The organism is Roseomonas sp. USHLN139 (genome assembly GCF_037145735.1).
Lineage (GTDB): Bacteria > Pseudomonadota > Alphaproteobacteria > Acetobacterales > Acetobacteraceae > Pseudoroseomonas.
This window is the reverse complement of sequence record NZ_JBBCWY010000009.1, coordinates 70,277-84,803: the sequence shown is the minus strand read 5'-3', so window position 1 is coordinate 84,803 and position 14,527 is coordinate 70,277. Positions and strand designations below refer to the sequence as shown.

Annotated in this window: 13 protein-coding genes and 1 tRNA gene; 2 read left to right on the top strand and 12 right to left on the bottom strand. The window is 71.6% G+C overall.

The window, feature by feature from the left end; translation table 11 throughout:
* Nucleotides 1-45 precede the first annotated feature (45 nt).
* Nucleotides 46-2,487: a sensor domain-containing protein gene (locus tag WFI16_RS21700; protein ID WP_419899944.1), complete on the top strand. Its 2,442-nt coding sequence runs from the start codon at nt 46-48 to the stop codon at nt 2,485-2,487.
* Nucleotides 2,488-2,529: 42 nt separating this feature from the next.
* On the opposite strand, the gene WFI16_RS21695 is transcribed toward WFI16_RS21700, so the two are convergent.
* The 4 genes from WFI16_RS21695 to radC all read right to left on the bottom strand — a co-directional run bounded on the left by WFI16_RS21695 (nt 2,530) and on the right by radC (nt 7,124).
* Nucleotides 2,530-3,528: an ATP-grasp domain-containing protein gene (locus tag WFI16_RS21695; RefSeq protein ID WP_419899943.1), complete on the bottom strand. Its 999-nt coding sequence runs from the start codon at nt 3,526-3,528 to the stop codon at nt 2,530-2,532.
* Nucleotides 3,529-3,635: 107 nt separating this feature from the next.
* Nucleotides 3,636-4,529, bottom strand: a complete 894-nt coding sequence (locus tag WFI16_RS21690; RefSeq protein ID WP_419899942.1) for an alpha/beta hydrolase — start codon at nt 4,527-4,529, stop codon at nt 3,636-3,638.
* A 110-nt stretch (nt 4,530-4,639) separates the two neighbouring features.
* Nucleotides 4,640-6,265, bottom strand: a complete 1,626-nt coding sequence (locus tag WFI16_RS21685; RefSeq protein ID WP_419899941.1) for an ABC transporter substrate-binding protein — start codon at nt 6,263-6,265, stop codon at nt 4,640-4,642.
* Nucleotides 6,266-6,359: 94 nt separating this feature from the next.
* Nucleotides 6,360-7,124: a RadC family protein gene (gene radC / locus WFI16_RS21680; protein WP_419899940.1), complete on the bottom strand. Its 765-nt coding sequence runs from the start codon at nt 7,122-7,124 to the stop codon at nt 6,360-6,362.
* A 306-nt stretch (nt 7,125-7,430) separates the two neighbouring features.
* On the opposite strand from radC, the gene WFI16_RS21675 reads away from it, so the two are divergent.
* Nucleotides 7,431-7,772 carry a DUF6525 family protein gene (locus WFI16_RS21675; protein WP_419899939.1) on the top strand — a complete coding sequence of 114 codons (342 nt, stop codon included), beginning with the start codon at nt 7,431-7,433 and terminating at the stop codon, nt 7,770-7,772.
* 73 nt (nt 7,773-7,845) lie between these two features.
* Here the strand turns inward: WFI16_RS21675 and WFI16_RS21670 are convergent.
* The 8 genes from WFI16_RS21670 to WFI16_RS21635 all read right to left on the bottom strand — a co-directional run bounded on the left by WFI16_RS21670 (nt 7,846) and on the right by WFI16_RS21635 (nt 14,445).
* Nucleotides 7,846-7,922 (bottom strand) — tRNA-Met (locus tag WFI16_RS21670).
* A 39-nt stretch (nt 7,923-7,961) separates the two neighbouring features.
* A complete protein-coding gene (mnmA, locus tag WFI16_RS21665; RefSeq protein ID WP_419899938.1) occupies nt 7,962-9,068 on the bottom strand; it encodes a tRNA 2-thiouridine(34) synthase MnmA in 1,107 nt (368 codons plus the stop codon).
* Nucleotides 9,065-9,754: a TenA family protein gene (locus WFI16_RS21660; RefSeq protein ID WP_419899937.1), complete on the bottom strand. Its 690-nt coding sequence runs from the start codon at nt 9,752-9,754 to the stop codon at nt 9,065-9,067. The genes mnmA and WFI16_RS21660 overlap by 4 nt, the downstream gene beginning before the upstream one ends.
* A gap of 13 nt (nt 9,755-9,767) precedes the next feature.
* A complete protein-coding gene (locus WFI16_RS21655; RefSeq protein WP_419899936.1) occupies nt 9,768-10,094 on the bottom strand; it encodes a ferredoxin family 2Fe-2S iron-sulfur cluster binding protein in 327 nt (108 codons plus the stop codon).
* Nucleotides 10,095-10,104: 10 nt separating this feature from the next.
* On the bottom strand, nt 10,105-11,292 hold the full coding sequence (locus tag WFI16_RS21650) for a cysteine desulfurase family protein (protein WP_419899935.1): 1,188 nt from the start codon (nt 11,290-11,292) through the stop codon (nt 10,105-10,107).
* 110 nt (nt 11,293-11,402) lie between these two features.
* Nucleotides 11,403-12,695 carry an ArgE/DapE family deacylase gene (locus WFI16_RS21645; RefSeq protein ID WP_419899934.1) on the bottom strand — a complete coding sequence of 431 codons (1,293 nt, stop codon included), beginning with the start codon at nt 12,693-12,695 and terminating at the stop codon, nt 11,403-11,405.
* Nucleotides 12,696-12,889: 194 nt separating this feature from the next.
* Complete coding sequence (locus tag WFI16_RS21640; RefSeq protein WP_419899933.1) at nt 12,890-13,975, bottom strand: cysteine desulfurase family protein; 1,086 nt, start codon at nt 13,973-13,975, stop codon at nt 12,890-12,892.
* Entirely contained in the window at nt 13,972-14,445 is a 474-nt protein-coding gene (locus WFI16_RS21635; protein WP_442970719.1) for an Rrf2 family transcriptional regulator, read from the bottom strand. Before WFI16_RS21635 ends, WFI16_RS21640 begins: the two co-directional genes overlap by 4 nt.
* Nucleotides 14,446-14,527: the final 82 nt, after the last annotated feature.

Sequence of the window (14,527 nt, the reverse complement as noted above, 5' to 3'; positions counted from 1 at the left end):
CGCCGCCCTGCCCGGCCCCATGCCTTGAGCGAGCGACCGACCGTCATGTCCCCAGGGGACCTGCACCACTTCCTGGCCCGATGCCCCCTGCCCGCTTTCCTGGCCAGCCGGGACGCGGCCGGCTTTCGCTTCCTGCAGATCAATCCCGCGCTCGCGGCCGCCACCGGCCGGCCGGCGGAGCAGCTGGTCGGCCGCCGTCCGGAGGAGCTGTTCCAGCCCGATCTCGCGCTGCAGCTGACGGAACAGTTGCGCTTTGCCTGGGAGGGCGGCTGCGTCGTCGATCTGACAGCCTGCCTGCCGCATGCCGACGGCCCGCGCGACTGGGACATGGCGCTGGTGCCGCTGCCGGACCCGCGCGGCGGCACCCGGCTGCTGGTCGGCTACGGCATCGACCCCGGCGAGATGGCCAGGCGCCGCATGGCGCACCAGACCGGCGGCCAGCTGGTGATCGACGCTTTCCTGGCGCAGGAAGCGCTGATCTACCGCTGCCGGCCCGACACCGCGCTGACCTTCGTCAACGCCGCCTATGCCCGCGCCGCCGGGCGCGGCCCGCAATACCTGCTGGGCCAGCAGCTGTCCGACCTGGTGCCGGCCGCCGAGCGCCCCGCCCTGCTGACACGCTTCGCCCGGCTGACCCCGGCCGAGCCGCTGCTCAGCCATATCCTGCGGCACCAGGGGCCGGATGGCCGGCCCGGCTGGCGCCACTGGGTCAATATCGCCGCCTTCGACGCGCATGGCCGCATGGTGGAGATCCACGGCATCGGCCGTGACATCACCGAGCTGCAGGATGCCATGCTGCGGGTCTCGGAGAGCGAGCACCGCTTCCGCACCGTGGTGGAGAACATCGCCGAGGGGATCGTGCTGGCCGACGAGCACGGCCATATCGTCTATGCCAACCGCAAGGTGGTCGACATCCTCGGCTGGACGGCGGAGGAGCTGCAGGGCCGCCATGTCGCCCAGCTCGGCAACCCGCAGGAGGCCAGCGAGCACGCCAACTACCTGCAGCGCTACCTGCGCATCAGCCCGATCCCGGTCGACAGCAGCGCCCAGGACAGCTTCGCCCGCCACCGCGACGGCCGGATGCTGCGCGTGCATTTCAGCCTGAGCGAGGTCGAGCTGGACGGCGTCCGCCATTTCATCGGCGTGCTGCGCGACAATACCGCGATCCATGAGGCACAGCAGCGCATCGAGCGGCTGGCCTATAATGACGAGCTGACCGGCCTGCCGAACCAGCGCCGGCTGAAGGAGGAGCTCAGCCGGCTGCTGGAGCGGCCGGGCGCGCGCGCCACCCTGCTGCTGGTCGATCTGGTGGATTTCAGCGCGCTGAACGGCACCATCGGCTTCGCCGCCGGCGACCGGGTGCTGCGCACTGCCGCCCGCCGCATCGCCGACGTGCTGCCGCATGACTGCCTGTTGGCACGCTTCGGCAATGACCGCTTCGCCGTGCTGATGCGCGAGCTGGCCGAGACCGAGCGCGCCCAGGTGCTGGCCGGCCGCATCGCCGTCTCGGTCGAGGGCGCGGTGCCGGAAGGCCATGGCGAAAGCGGTTTCCGCCTGCCGCCGGTGACCATCGGCATCGCCATGGCGCCACTCGACGACACGCGCCCCGACGGCCTGCTGGAAGCCGCCGAGATCGCCCTGTTGGACGCCAAGCGCCGCGCTCCCGGCAGCATCCGCGGCTTCGTCAGCGCCATGCGCAACACCGCCGCCCGCCGCTTCGCCACCGCCCAGGGGCTGCGGCGCGCGCTGGACCATGGCGGGCTGTTCATCGAGGTGCAGCCGCGCTTCACCGCCAATCAGCGGCAGCTCACCGGCGGCGAGGCCCTGGTGCGCTGGCGCCGCGAGGATGGTTGCCTGATTCCGCCCGATGATTTTGTTCCTCTGGCGGAGGAGACGGGGCTGATCCAGCCGCTGACGGAATTCGTCTTCGACCAGGTGATGCCACTGCTCGCCCGCCTGCGGCCGGGCCAGCGGGTGTCGATGAACTTCCCGCCCGCCCAGCTCGCCCGGCACAACCTGACCGCGATGATCGCCGCCCGGCTGGCGCGGCAGGGCGTGCCCGGCGACCGGCTGGGCATCGAGCTGACGGAAAGCGCGCTGATCGGCGGCCCTGGGCTGCTCGACGAGAATCTGCGCGAGCTGCAGCGGCTGGGCTGCGCCGTCGCCATCGACGATTTCGGCACCGGCTATTCCTCGCTGTCGCGGCTGCGCCATCTGCCGATCGACGAGCTGAAGATCGACCGCGTCTTCATCCGCGACGCGGCGCGGGACGCCGCCGGCACCGCCTTCCTGCAGGCGATCGGTGCCATGGCCAATGCGCTGGGCCTGCGCCTGGTGGCCGAGGGCGTCGAGACCGAGGAAGAACTGGAGCAGGCCCGCCGCATCGGCTGCCACGAGGTGCAGGGCTGGCTCTGGGGCCGGCCGATGGCGCCGGAGGAATTCCTGGCGCTGTGCCTGGAAGGCGGGGCGCAGGACGCCCCGGCCTGAGGGGCCGAACGGCCGGAGCAGGTCTCCGGCCGTCCGTCGCGGTCAGGCTGCCTTCTGCTGCCGGTGGCCGAGCTCGGCGGCGAGGAAGGCCGCCAGCGCCCCGGGGCCGGAGCGCGGCGTATTGGCGATGCCGGCAACCTCCTCGGCCCCGGCATTGTAGTTGGTGTTGGTGTTCACGTCGTAGACCAGCGGCTGGCCCGCGGCGTCGCGGATGAACTCGATCCCGGCGACGTCGACGCCGCTGGCCGCCAGGAAGGCTTCCAGCCGGTTGCGCAGCGGCGCCTCGATCCCCTCCTTCAGCACGGTGAAGCGCGGCGCGGCTGCTGCCGCCGGTGCCGTGCCGACCGGGCAGAAGGCGTCGCCCGCCGCCTGGCCTTCGATCGCGCAGACATCGGCGGGGCAGAGCTCGAAGCCGGCCGTGGTGTCGACCTCCACCGCATAGACGAAGCGGCCGCCGACGAATTCGGCGCGGGTGATCACCGGGCGCTGCGCGCGGATGTAGTCCTGCAGCAGCCAGATGCCGTCGACCGGCGCCTCCTCGGCCGGGGCATCCTGCAGATGCGCCTCCAGCGCCTCGACCGAGGCGAAGAGCCGCACGCCCAGCCCCTTGCCGCCGCGGTTCGGCTTCAGGATGACCGGGCCCGGCGCGAAATGACGGCGCGCCGCCTCGATCAGCGCGGCATTGTCATCCTGCACCATGATGGTGCGTGGAATCCGCAAGCCTGCCCGCTCCAGCGCGGCATATTGCCGGACCTTGCTGATCTCCAGGTCCAGCGCCGCCGGGCCGTTGACCACGCGGCGGCCATGCCGGGTCAGCCAGGCCAGCACGCCGGCCGTCAGCTCCGCGGCATAGCGATGGCCGCGGGTATGCGAGGAGGCGCTCATCCGGTTGTAGAACACCCCCTCGGGCGGCGCGCTGCTCAGGTCGAAGACGCCGCGCGACAGGTCCAGCTCGGCCCAGGGCAGCCCGATCTGGTCGAAAGCGGCGGCCAGCGGCGGCAGCCATTGCGGGTTCTCGTGGATGACGAAGAGCTTGGTCATGGCTGGGCAGGTCCATCGGACGTTGATTGAAAAATACACCAACAAATTTGGTGATAATTGTCAATCAACAGAACGACGGATCGCCAGCCAGCAGGCGCCTGCGTGGTTTACAGCGCGCCGCTGCCCTTCCCCCAGGCGGCCAGGGTCGCCTCGGCCGGCAGCCGGTCCTCGAACCAGAGGCTGGCGCAGACGCGCGACATGGCGGCGCCGTCGTGGCCGATATGCGGCACGCTCACCAGGCGCCAATTGCAGGCGATGCCGCGGCGCGCCGCCTCGGCCTGGCCGGCGGCCAGGTAGGTGTGCGCGCGGGCATAGCGGTGCGGCCCCTGGGCCACCGCCTCCGGCTGGGCCGGCAGGCTGGGGCCGGAGGTCTCGATGTCCTGCTCGCCGGCCAGGATCAGCAGCGGATAGGCCAGCAGCGCGGCCAGCGCCGCCTCGCCCAGGCCGATCCCGCCCATGCCCGCCGGGAAGGCCCTGGCCAGGTCCGGCAGGGTGTACCAGCCCGGATTGCCGACGGCGATGGCGGCGAAGGGCGACAGATCCTGGGTCGCGGCCATGCGGTGGCCGAACTGGCCGCCGGCGGAATGGCCAAAGAAATGCGCCTGCTCGCGCCGGGTGATGCCGGCCTGGCGCAGCCAGCCGAAGACCCGCGCCGGCACTGCATAGCCCCATTCTTCGCGCGGCCGCACTGCGCCCGCCGCGTCCAGCACATGGCCGTTGTTGTAGAGCTCGGCGCCCGGATAGGCATCGTTGCTGAAGGTGGGGGCGACGATCAGCAGCTGGTGGCGATCGGCCGCCTCGATCCAGAAGTCGCGGTACTCGTCGCCATTGCGGCCCATGCCGTGCTGGACGATCACCACCGGGCTGTCCGGCGTGACGCCCGGCGCGCGGTAGGTGTGCAGCACCAGCGGCCGGCCGGCCTCGCCGGCCGCGTCGGTGAAGGGAATGGCCTGGCGGCCCGGCGCGGCCAGCGCCTGGGCCAGGGTCTCGGAGAAGGACATCGACGGATCCTGTTGGACGGTCAGCCTGCGCTGACGGGGAATCGGACGCGCCTGCGCTGCGCCGCCGGCCAGAGCCAGGCAGGCGGCCAGAGCGCGGCGCGGCACCGGCATCATTCGGCCGGCATCACCTCGGCCGCGTTGGTGGTCTGGTCGACCCGGCCGGCATAGCGCAGCCCCTTGCGGAAGGCCCAGACGGCATTCTCGAAATGCACCGGGATCACCGGCATCTGCTCGAGCGCGACCGCGCTCGCCTGGCGCAGCAGGGCCGCGCGGGCGGGCTGGTCCATGGTCGCCATCGCCTGGTTCGACAGGGCGTCGAAGCGGGCCTCCGACCAGCCGCCGTAATTGCTGGTGCCGAGGCCGCGGGCGCGATCGGTCGACATCAGCCAGCTGCGGAAGAACATCAGCGTCTCCGCCGCATCGGCCGACCAGCCGCCCATGGCGACGCTGAACTCGCGCTTGCCGCGGCGGCCGAAGAAGACCGAGCTGGGCATGGCGTCGAGCTCGACCTTGACGCCGATGCGCTGCCAGAACTGCGCCAGCACCTGGGCCAGGCGGGCATCGTTGATGTAGCGGTTGTTGGTGGCGTGGAAGGTCAGGCTGAAGCCATCCGGATAGCCGGCCTCCTTCAGCAGGGCGCGGGCGCGGGCGGGGTCATAGGGCAGCACCGGCAGGTCAGGGATGGTGCCGACCATGCCATCGGGCAGGAACTGCGCGGCCGGCGTCGCGATGCCGTCCATCACCCGCTCCTGCACCGCCCTGCGGTCGATGGCGAGCGACAGCGCCTGGCGGACGCGGGCGTCCTGCAGCGGGTTGCGGCCATCGGGCGCGGTGACGAAGGGGCTGGGCGCGCGGGCGGTGTCGAGCTGCAGGAAGATCAGCCGCGTGGTCGGCCGGGCCGAGACCGTGAAAGAAGCATTGCCGCGCAGCCGCGGCAGGTCGCCGGTGGCCGGGCTTTCGATCAGGTCCTGGTCGCCGGCCAGCAGCCCGGCCAGGCGTGGCCCGGCGGCGGTCACCGGGGTCAGCCGCACCTGCTGCCAATGCGGCTTCGGGCCCCAATAGCCGTCGAAGCGCTCCAGCTCGGTGGCCGCGCTGCGGCTATAGGCACGCAGGCGATAGGGGCCGGTGCCGATGGCGGCGCTGGTGTCGTTGAACTGCGCCGCCGTCGGCCAGGCGCCGGCATAGCCGCATTTCTCGCCGGCGGCGAAGTCGAGCTTCGCCTCGCCGATCAGGCTGTGCGGCAGCAGCGGCAGGCTGCTGAGATCGTTCAGCAGCAGCGGCTCGGCCTCGCGGGTGACGATCCGCACCGTCTGGTCATCGACCGCCTCGACCCGGGCCATGCGGCGCACCAGGCGGGAATAGGACTGCACCACCTCCGCCTCGTTGTTCAGGATGCGGCAGTAGCTGAAGACGACATCGCGGGCGGTCAGCGCCTGGCCGTTGTGGAAGCGCACGCCGGGCCGCAGCCTGAAGACCCAGCTCGTGTCGTCCTCGCGCTGCCAGCTGACGGCGAGCGCCGGCTGCACCTCGAAATCGGCGTCGATATCGGTCAGCGCCTCGAAGACATGCTGGCGCAGCGTGTTGTTCGGCGTCAGCGCGTAGTTGTGCGGATCGGCCGAGGTGGTCTCGGCGGAGAGGCCGATGCGCAGCGTCTGCGCGACAGCGGCCCCCGTCGCGGGCAAGGCCAGGGCCGGGACCAGGGCCAGGCAGGCAAGGGTGGCGCGGAAGCCGGGCATGCGGATGTCTCCCCCAAGGACTGGCTCGGAAGAACACCCATGGCCGCGCGAATGCAACGGCCGGGTAGCGCAGCGCGATCGGCGATGCGCAGGATCACAGCAGACCCTCGCGGCGGAAGGAAAGCTGGCGGCCATTGCCGACGATGATGTGGTCATGCACCACCACGGCCAGCAGCTCGCCGGCGCTGCGGATCTCGGTGGTCATGGCGATGTCGGCACGGCTGGGCGTCGGGTCGCCGCTCGGGTGGTTGTGCACCAGGATCAGCGCGGTGGCATGCAGCTCCAGCGCGCGCTTGATCACCTCGCGCGGATAGACCGGCGTGTGGTTGACGGTGCCACGCGCCTGGGCCTCGTCGGCCAGCAGCCGGTTGCGGCTGTCGAGGAACAGCACGCGGAACTGCTCCACCGTCTCGCGCGACAGGGCGGCGGTCAGATAGGCCATCAGCCGGTCCCAGTTGTTCAGCACCGGCTGCTCAGCCAGCTCGGCGCGGCTGAGGCGGATCGCCGCATCCTGCACCAGCTTGATCGCGGTGACGCTGTGCTCGCCGAGCCCCGGGGTCTCGAGCAGCTCCTGCTGCGGCGCCGTCATCACCCGGGCGAAGCTGCCGTAGCGGTTGATCAGCGACTTGGCCAAGGGCTTGGTGTCACCCTGCTTGAAGGCGAGGAAGAGCAGCATCTCCAGCACCTCGTAATCCGCCAGGCCGCCGGGGCCGCGCTCCAGCAGGCGGCTGCGCATGCGGCCGCGATGGCCCTGCGGTCCGGTGGAGGGGAACGGCACCGGCGCCGCCGTGCGCGAACGCGGCTCGGCGGCAGGGCCGCGTGACAGGCTGCGGGAGGACAGGCCGGCGGCGGGCCGCATCGGATCGAGCCGCCCCGGCTCGAAGGTGCGAAGTTCCTCGGCAAAGCCGGGAGCCGGGATCCGCTCGCCGTGCCGCGACGCCGCGGAGCCTATCGGAAGGCCAGCGCCGGCCGACGGCCGGCTGCCAAAGAAGCGCTGCAACCACATGGCTTTCGCCCTCTTGCACCGCCCCGCCCCCCCCCGGGGCCTCTCAATGCGCGATTCCTAGCATTCAACTTTCTGGTTCCTCAAGACCGAAATCACGGAATCGTGATGATCATTCCCACTCTGCTGACGCCTCAAATGCAATGTTATAATATACCTATCATGCTCTCCTTTCCGACGAATGATGTCACCGAACGCCCCCGGATCTGGACCCGCCTGTCGGGCGATGATTGGGCGGCCTTCGACGCCCTGCCGCCGGCGATCCGCCATCGCCTCCAGGAACACGCCTATGATGCCTGGGCGGTCAATGCCCTGACGCTGTGGCGCCGCTTCCGCCGCAAGCATGCCAGCTCGGAGCGGGCGCTGCGCAGCCTGCTGCGCTATCTCGATGAATGCGAGGCGCTGGAACGCGCCGCCTATGCCGAGGCTTACCGGCACCGGCATGGCCTGCCGCTGCCGCATCTCGCAGCCGGCGCCAGCGTGCTTCGCTACCGCCGCCGCTGAGCCTGGGCCCGGCAACAGCATGGCCTGAAACGACAAAGGCTGCGGTCCCGTCAGGGAACCGCAGCCTTCGATCTGGTAGCGGCGGGCGGACTTGAACCGCCGACCCCGGCATTATGAGTGCCGTGCTCTAACCAGCTGAGCTACACCGCCAGAAGTTTCCGATCGGGCTTGCCAACCGGGTGGCGCCGTTTAGGCGGCCCGGCCTGCGCTGTCAACCGTCTGCGCGGCACGCCGGATGAAACCGCCGCCGAGGACGCGATCGCCGTCATACAGCACGCAGCCCTGGCCCGGCGCCGCAATCGCCGGCTGCTCCAGCTGCACGCGCAGGACCGCGGTGGCCGCATCCCAGAAGGCCATGGCCGGCTGCGGCACTTCGCGCGCGCGCAGCTTCACCTGGCAAGGCATCGGCGCCGCCGGCGGGGCGATCAGCCAGTTGACCTCGCCCACCCGCACCTCGGGCGAGGCCAGGGCGCCGCGCGGCGCCACCACCACGCGCCGGCGCGCGGCATCCAGCGCGGTGACATAGAGGGCTTCCTCGCCATCGCGCGAGGCCTGGCCGAGACCCCGCCCCTGCCCGACCGTGTAGCGCGCGATGCCGCGATGCGTGCCCAGCACGCGGCCATCGGCATGCTCGATGGTGCCGGGCTCGCTCGCCTCGGGGCGCAGCTTGGAGACGAGCTCGGCATAGCTGCCCTGCGGCACGAAGCAGATATCCTGGCTGTCGGGCTTCTCCGCCACCGCCAGGCCGAGCCGCACGGCTTCCGCCCGCACTTCCGCCTTGGAGGCATAGCCGCCGAGCGGGAAATGGCTGAAGGCCAGCTGCTCGCGCGTCGTGGCGAACAGGAAGTAGGACTGGTCGCGCGCCGAATCGGCGGCCCGGTGCAGCTCCGGCCCCTCTGACCCCTCGACGCGGCGGACGTAATGGCCGGTGGCCATGGCGTCGCAGCCCAGGTCGCGGGCCAGCAGCACCAGATCCTGGAACTTGACGGTCTGGTTGCAGCGGACGCAGGGGATCGGCGTCTCGCCGCGGGCATAGGCCTCGGCGAAATCCTCGATCACCGCGTCGCGGAAGCGGCGCTCGCGGTCCAGCACGTAATGCGGGATGCCCAGGCGGTCGGCGACATCGCGCGCGTCGTGGATGTCCTGGCCGGCGCAGCAGGCGCCCTTCTTCTCGATCGCGGCGCCATGGTCATAGAGCTGCAGCGTGGCGCCGATGACCTCGTGCCCCTGCTCCTTCAACAGGCCGGCGACGACCGAGGAATCGACCCCGCCGGACATGGCCACCAGAACCCTCATGACGCGGCGTCCAGCCCCATCTGCCAGAAATCCGCCTCCAGCCGGGCGGCTTCCGAAAAGGTCGCCGAGAGCGAGGCGAAGCGGGCGGTGCCGCCATGCGTCTCGCCCAGCCGGTCGAGCCGCTCGGCCGCGCCGCGCGCCAGCGCCTGGTAGCCCGGCGAGGCATAGGTCTCGATCCAGGTCTCATAGGGATTGCCCTGGCGCCGGCGCCTCGGATGGGCGGCGATGCGCAGCGCGATCTCGCCATAGCCGATGGTGCAGGGGGCGAGCGCCACCTCGAGGTCGAGGATGTCGCCGGCCATGCCGCGATCCAGCACCCAGCGGGTATAGGCGACGGTCTGCGGCGCCTCGAGCTCGGCCAGCACATCGGCCTCGGCCAGGCCCCATTCGGCGCAATAGCCCAGATGCATCTGCATCTCGGCCAGCAGGGCATTCAGCGAGCTGGCCTTGCCGCGCAGCGCTTCCAGGCTCTCGGCCTTGAAGGCCGCCAGCGCCTTGGCGCGGGCGAACTGGATCAGGAACAGCCAGTCCTGCGTCAGGTAGCGGCGGAAGGCGGGCAGCGGCAGGCTGCCCTCGGCCAGCTGCTGCACGAAGGGATGCCAGCAATAGGCATCCCAGCGCCCGGCGGCGGCCCCGCGCAGACGGTGCAGCAGGCCATCGGGGGCACCGTAGGGCGGGGCGAACATGGCCGTCTCCCGCTCAGCCGGCGTTGCGCGTGCCGGCGGGCAGCTTGACGACCAGCCCGTCCAGCTCCTCGGTCATGATCAGCTGGCAGCCGAGGCGCGAGGTCTCCTGCAGGTCGAAGGCGAGGTCGAGCATGTCCTCCTCGTCCTCGGTTGGGCCCTTCAGCTTCTCGAACCAGTCGGCGTCGACGATGACATGGCAGGTCGAGCAGGCGAGGCTGCCCTCGCAGGCGCCCTCGATGTCGACATCGTGCTTGTGCGCGATCTCGAGCACGGAAAGGCCAAGCGGGGCCTCGACTTCGCGGCGCGATCCGTCGCGCTCGATGAAGGTCATCTTCGGCATCGCCGTTCGTCTACTCCGCCGCATCTCGGGTTAGGGAAAGCGCGTGGGTCCATGCGCGCGCCAGCAGGGAGGCCGCGTTATCCACATCGTCCCGCGAAGTAAAGCGCCCGATGCCGATCCGCAAGGTCGCGCCCGCCGCGGCCGCGTCCAGCCCGATGGCCCGCAGCACATAGGAAGGCTCGATCTCGGCGGAGGAACAGGCCGAGCCGGTGGAGACGCAAAGCTCGGGCATGGCCGCCAGCATGGCCTGGGCCGAGACGCCGCCCGGGAAGGTCAGGTTCAGGTTGCCGGCGACCCGCGGCGCGGCGGCGGCATTGACCTGCAGCCCCGGGATCCCGACCCGCAGCCGGTCCAGCAGCCGGTCGCGCAGGACAGCGATGCGCGCCTCGTCGGCCGCGGCCTCGGCGGCGGCCAGGCGGGCGGCCTCGCCGAAGCCGACCAGCAGCGGCGCCGGCAGCGTGCCCGAGCGCAGCCCCCGCTCCTGCCCGCCCCCCGAGAAGAGCGGCGCGAGCCGCACGCGCGGACGGCGGCGGACATAGAGCGCGCCGATGCCCTTGGGGCCATAGATCTTGTGGCCAGAGAGGGAGAGAAGGTCGACCGGCAGCGCCTGGACATCCAGCGGCACCCGCCCTGCCCCCTGGGCCGCATCGCAATGGAACAGCGCGCCGGCCTCCTTGGCAATGGCGGCCAGCCCGGCCAGGTCCTGGGCGACGCCGATCTCGTTGTTCACCGCCATCACCGAGACCAGCAGGGTCGGCACCTCGAGCGCCGCGCGCAGCGTCTCCGGCGCCAGCAGCCCGTCGGGGCCGACCGGCAGCAGCATGGGCTCGAAGCCCTCGGCCTCCAGGTCGCGCAGGCTTTCGAGCACGCATTTATGCTCGGTGACCGGGGCGATCAGCCGGCGGCGCGGGTCGCCCTGGTCGCGGGCGAAGCGGGCAGCGCCCTTGATCGCCAGGTTGTTCGCCTCCGTCGCGCCGGAGGTGAAGACGATCTCGCGCGGATCGGCGCCGATCAGGGCCGCGACCTGGCGGCGGGCGGCCTCGACGGCCTCCTCGGCGGCGCGGCCTAGCGCATGCTCGACGCTGTGCGGATTGGCGAAGTTCTCTTCCCACCAGGGCCGCATGGCCGCCAGCACGCGCGGATCCAACGGCGTGGTGGCGTGGTTATCCAGATAGACAGGGCGGTTCACGGCGGCCATGGCGTGAATATGGGCCGGGGGCCGTCGGGGTGGAAGTGCGGAAGCCTCGGGTCTGCAAGGCAGGGAGCACCGGGCAGTCACCCGGCCCAGTGCCCCCCTGACTGGGACCGTCAGGCCTGGCCGATCTCGCGCACGCCGCACCAGTCGGCGATGAAGGCGGCGATCGCCAAAGTGGTCTGGCGGATGCTCTCCAGGCTGGTGCGCTCGTCGAAGGCATGCGCCCCCTCGCCCGACGGGCCGTAGCAGAGCGCCGGCATGTCGTAATACAGGCCGTAGAAGCGGGTATCGTTCACCGCGGTGCTGCGGCGCTCGCCCATCGTCTCGCCGAAGACCTGGTGGTGGACGGTGCCCAGCACCTTCTCCGCCTCGCTGCCCTCGGGCAGGACGAAGCCATCGGCCTGGAAGCCGTGCCAGATGACCTCGGGCGGGTTGTTGGCCAGGAAGGTGTCGCCGGCCCGCGCCTCGGCGATGCAGCGCTCCACCCCCGCCATGGCGTCCGAGACCTCGGTGCCGGGCAGCAGGCCGATGCGGCAATCCACCTCGCACCAGGCCGGGGTCGAGCTGGCCCAGTCGCCGCCGCGAATGATGCCGGGGTTGAACTTGATGGGATCGGGGACGATTCCGAAGACCGGGTGCTCCTTCGCCTTGACGTTCAGCGCTCGGGTATGCGCCTGCAGCGCCTGGATCAGGTGCAGGGCGGAGAGGATGGCGTTGCTGCCGGTCTGGGCATGCATGACATGCACCGGCACGCCGCGCACCCGGATGCGGAACCAGACGGCGCCGGTATGGGCCCGGGTCAGGGTATGGCCGGTCGGCTCCGGGATCAGGCAGGCCTCGGCGCGGTAGCCGCGCGCCAGGGTCGCGAGCGCGCCATTGCCGGTGCTCTCCTCCTCGGTGACCGTCTGGACATGGACATCGGCGGCGGGCTCCAGGCCGGCGCTGCGCAGCGCCTCCAGCGCCCAGACCATGCAGGCGACGCCCGACTTCATGTCATGCGCGCCGCGGCCATACATCCAGCCGTCGCGGAGGGTCGCCGAGTAGGGCGGGTAGGTCCACATCTCGTGCGGGCCTTCTGGCACCACGTCGATATGGCCCTGCAGGATCAGGCTGCGGCCGGTGGGGTTCCGGGCGCGGCGGGTGGCGACCACCTGGACCGAGCCGGCGGGGTCGACATCGACCATTGGGCTGGCCTTGGCATGGGCGGCCAGCGGGGTCTCGGCCATGGTGAAGCGGTCCACGGCATAGCCGCGTTGCGCCATCTGCCGCGCCATCCAGTCCTGCAGCGGCGCTTCCTGGCCGCGCAGGCTGGGGAAGCGCACCAGCTCCTGCAGGAAGCCGATCTCGGCGTCGAAATTGGCGTCCACGGCCTGGCGCAGCTGCGCCATCAGGGTGGGGTCGGGCATCGGGGAAGCATCCTCGCAGGAGTGAAGCGCCGTGCGGTCCGGTGGACCCGGACTCGTGGCGACGACGCTAGCACGCCCCCCCGCGGCCACCAGCCCCGCCCCCGGGCTTCGCATCCTTCCTGCTGGCAACAGCAGATTCGGGCGATCGCCGGTATCGGCGGGACGCCGGTCATCGCCCTGCGATACGCACCCCGTCAGACGGCGCGGCGTTCGGTCAGGCGCGCGCGCATGGCGGCGTGGGCGGCGAGAAAGCGGTCGGCGGCATCGGCCGGCGCGTTCCAGGGCAGGGAGACCCGGATGGCGCAGCCCGCCTCCGCGCCCAGGCCCATGGCCAGCAGCACGCCGCTGGGCCCGACCTTGCCGGAGGAGCAGGCCGCCCCCGAGGACACCCGGATGCCGGCGAGATCGAGGGCGATCACCTGGGTCTCGGCGGCGATGCCGGGCAGGACCAGGCAGCTGGTGTTCGGCAGGCGCGGGGCGCCAGCGCCGGCGACCGGCAGGCCAGCGCCCTGCTCGATGGCGTCGCGCAGCGCGGCCAGGCGGTCGGCCTCGCCGGGGTCGAGCGCCTCCACCGCGGCGGCGAAGCCGGCGATCGCCGGCAGGGCCTCGGTGCCGCCCCGCCGGCCGCGTTCCTGACCTCCGCCCGGAAACTGCGCCGCGACCTCCAGCCCGGGGCGCAGCAGCAGCGCCCCTACGCCCTTCGGCCCGCCCAGCTTGTGCGCCGAGAGCGCCAAAGAGTCGGCCCCCACCGCGCCCAGCGAGAGCGGCAGCCGCCCGGCCAGCTGCACCGCATCGACATGCAGCAGCGCGCCGTGCTGCCGGCACAGCGCCGCGATCTCGGCGAGCGGATGCAGCACGCCGGTCTCGTTGTTGGCGGCCATCACCGCGACCAGGGCCGGCGGCCCCCCGGCCAGCGCCGCGGCCAGCGCGGCCAGGTCGAGCTGGCCGTCGGGCAGCACCGGCAGGATCTCGACGCCGGGCACGGCGCGCAGGATGGCGGGGTGCTCGGTGGCCCCGGCCAGCAGCCGGCGCCCGGCACCGAGGCCGAGCAGGGCCAGGGCATTGGCCTCGGTCGCGCCGGCGGTGAAGACCAGGTCGCGGGCCCGGCCGCCGAAGCGGGCCGCGATCCGGCCGCGGGCCCCTTCCAGGAGCGCCCGGGCCGCGCGGCCCTCGGCATGGATCGAGGAGGGATTGCCGAGCAGGTCGAGCGCCTCCAGCACCGCCTGCCGCGCGGCGGGGCGGAGCGGCTCGGTGGCATTGGCATCCAGGTAGAGCGTCATGCGGGGTCTTCGGGGTCGCGATAGGCGGCCGGCGGCAGGGCGCGGCCGCAGACCCGGCCCTCGACCACATCGGCCAACGAAGTGTTCAGCAGAAAGAGCCTGATCTGCTCGCCCAGCTCATGCCAGAGGTCATGGGTCAGGCAGCGGTTGCCGGAGAGGCAGCCCGGCGTTCCCTCCGAGCAGCGGGTCGCGGTGATCGGCTCGTCCACCGCCTCGATGATCTCGCCGATGGCGATGGCCTCGGCCGGCCGGGCCAGACGATAGCCCCCGCCCGGTCCACGGACCGAATCGACAAGCCCGGCCCGGCGCAGCCTTGCAAAAAGTTGCTCCAGATAGGCCACGGAGAGAATCTGGGCCTGCGCGATCTCCGTCAGGCTGACCGGACGGTCTCCCTTCGGCGCACAGGGCGCATGGCAGTCATCGGTATTTTGACGGTCTCGCATGCGCGCGGCCAACTCGACCAGGGCCATGACGGCGTATCGCCCCCGTGTAGAAAGGCGCATGGCTCAGATTTCGGGAAGTGCAAGCGCAGTGCGATACCTGCGCTCAAGA

Coding starts and splice junctions, on each gene's coding strand:
- WFI16_RS21700 (WP_419899944.1), top strand. CDS start 46: ATGTCCCCAGGGGACCTGCACCACTTCCTGGCCCGATGCCCCCTGCCC.
- WFI16_RS21695 (WP_419899943.1), bottom strand. CDS start 3,528: ATGACCAAGCTCTTCGTCATCCACGAGAACCCGCAATGGCTGCCGCCG.
- WFI16_RS21690 (WP_419899942.1), bottom strand. CDS start 4,529: ATGTCCTTCTCCGAGACCCTGGCCCAGGCGCTGGCCGCGCCGGGCCGC.
- WFI16_RS21685 (WP_419899941.1), bottom strand. CDS start 6,265: ATGCCCGGCTTCCGCGCCACCCTTGCCTGCCTGGCCCTGGTCCCGGCC.
- radC (WP_419899940.1), bottom strand. CDS start 7,124: ATGCGGCCCGCCGCCGGCCTGTCCTCCCGCAGCCTGTCACGCGGCCCT.
- WFI16_RS21675 (WP_419899939.1), top strand. CDS start 7,431: ATGCTCTCCTTTCCGACGAATGATGTCACCGAACGCCCCCGGATCTGG.
- mnmA (WP_419899938.1), bottom strand. CDS start 9,068: ATGAGGGTTCTGGTGGCCATGTCCGGCGGGGTCGATTCCTCGGTCGTC.
- WFI16_RS21660 (WP_419899937.1), bottom strand. CDS start 9,754: ATGTTCGCCCCGCCCTACGGTGCCCCCGATGGCCTGCTGCACCGTCTG.
- WFI16_RS21655 (WP_419899936.1), bottom strand. CDS start 10,094: ATGCCGAAGATGACCTTCATCGAGCGCGACGGATCGCGCCGCGAAGTC.
- WFI16_RS21650 (WP_419899935.1), bottom strand. CDS start 11,292: ATGGCCGCCGTGAACCGCCCTGTCTATCTGGATAACCACGCCACCACG.
- WFI16_RS21645 (WP_419899934.1), bottom strand. CDS start 12,695: ATGCCCGACCCCACCCTGATGGCGCAGCTGCGCCAGGCCGTGGACGCC.
- WFI16_RS21640 (WP_419899933.1), bottom strand. CDS start 13,975: ATGACGCTCTACCTGGATGCCAATGCCACCGAGCCGCTCCGCCCCGCC.
- WFI16_RS21635 (WP_442970719.1), bottom strand. CDS start 14,445: ATGGCCCTGGTCGAGTTGGCCGCGCGCATGCGAGACCGTCAAAATACC.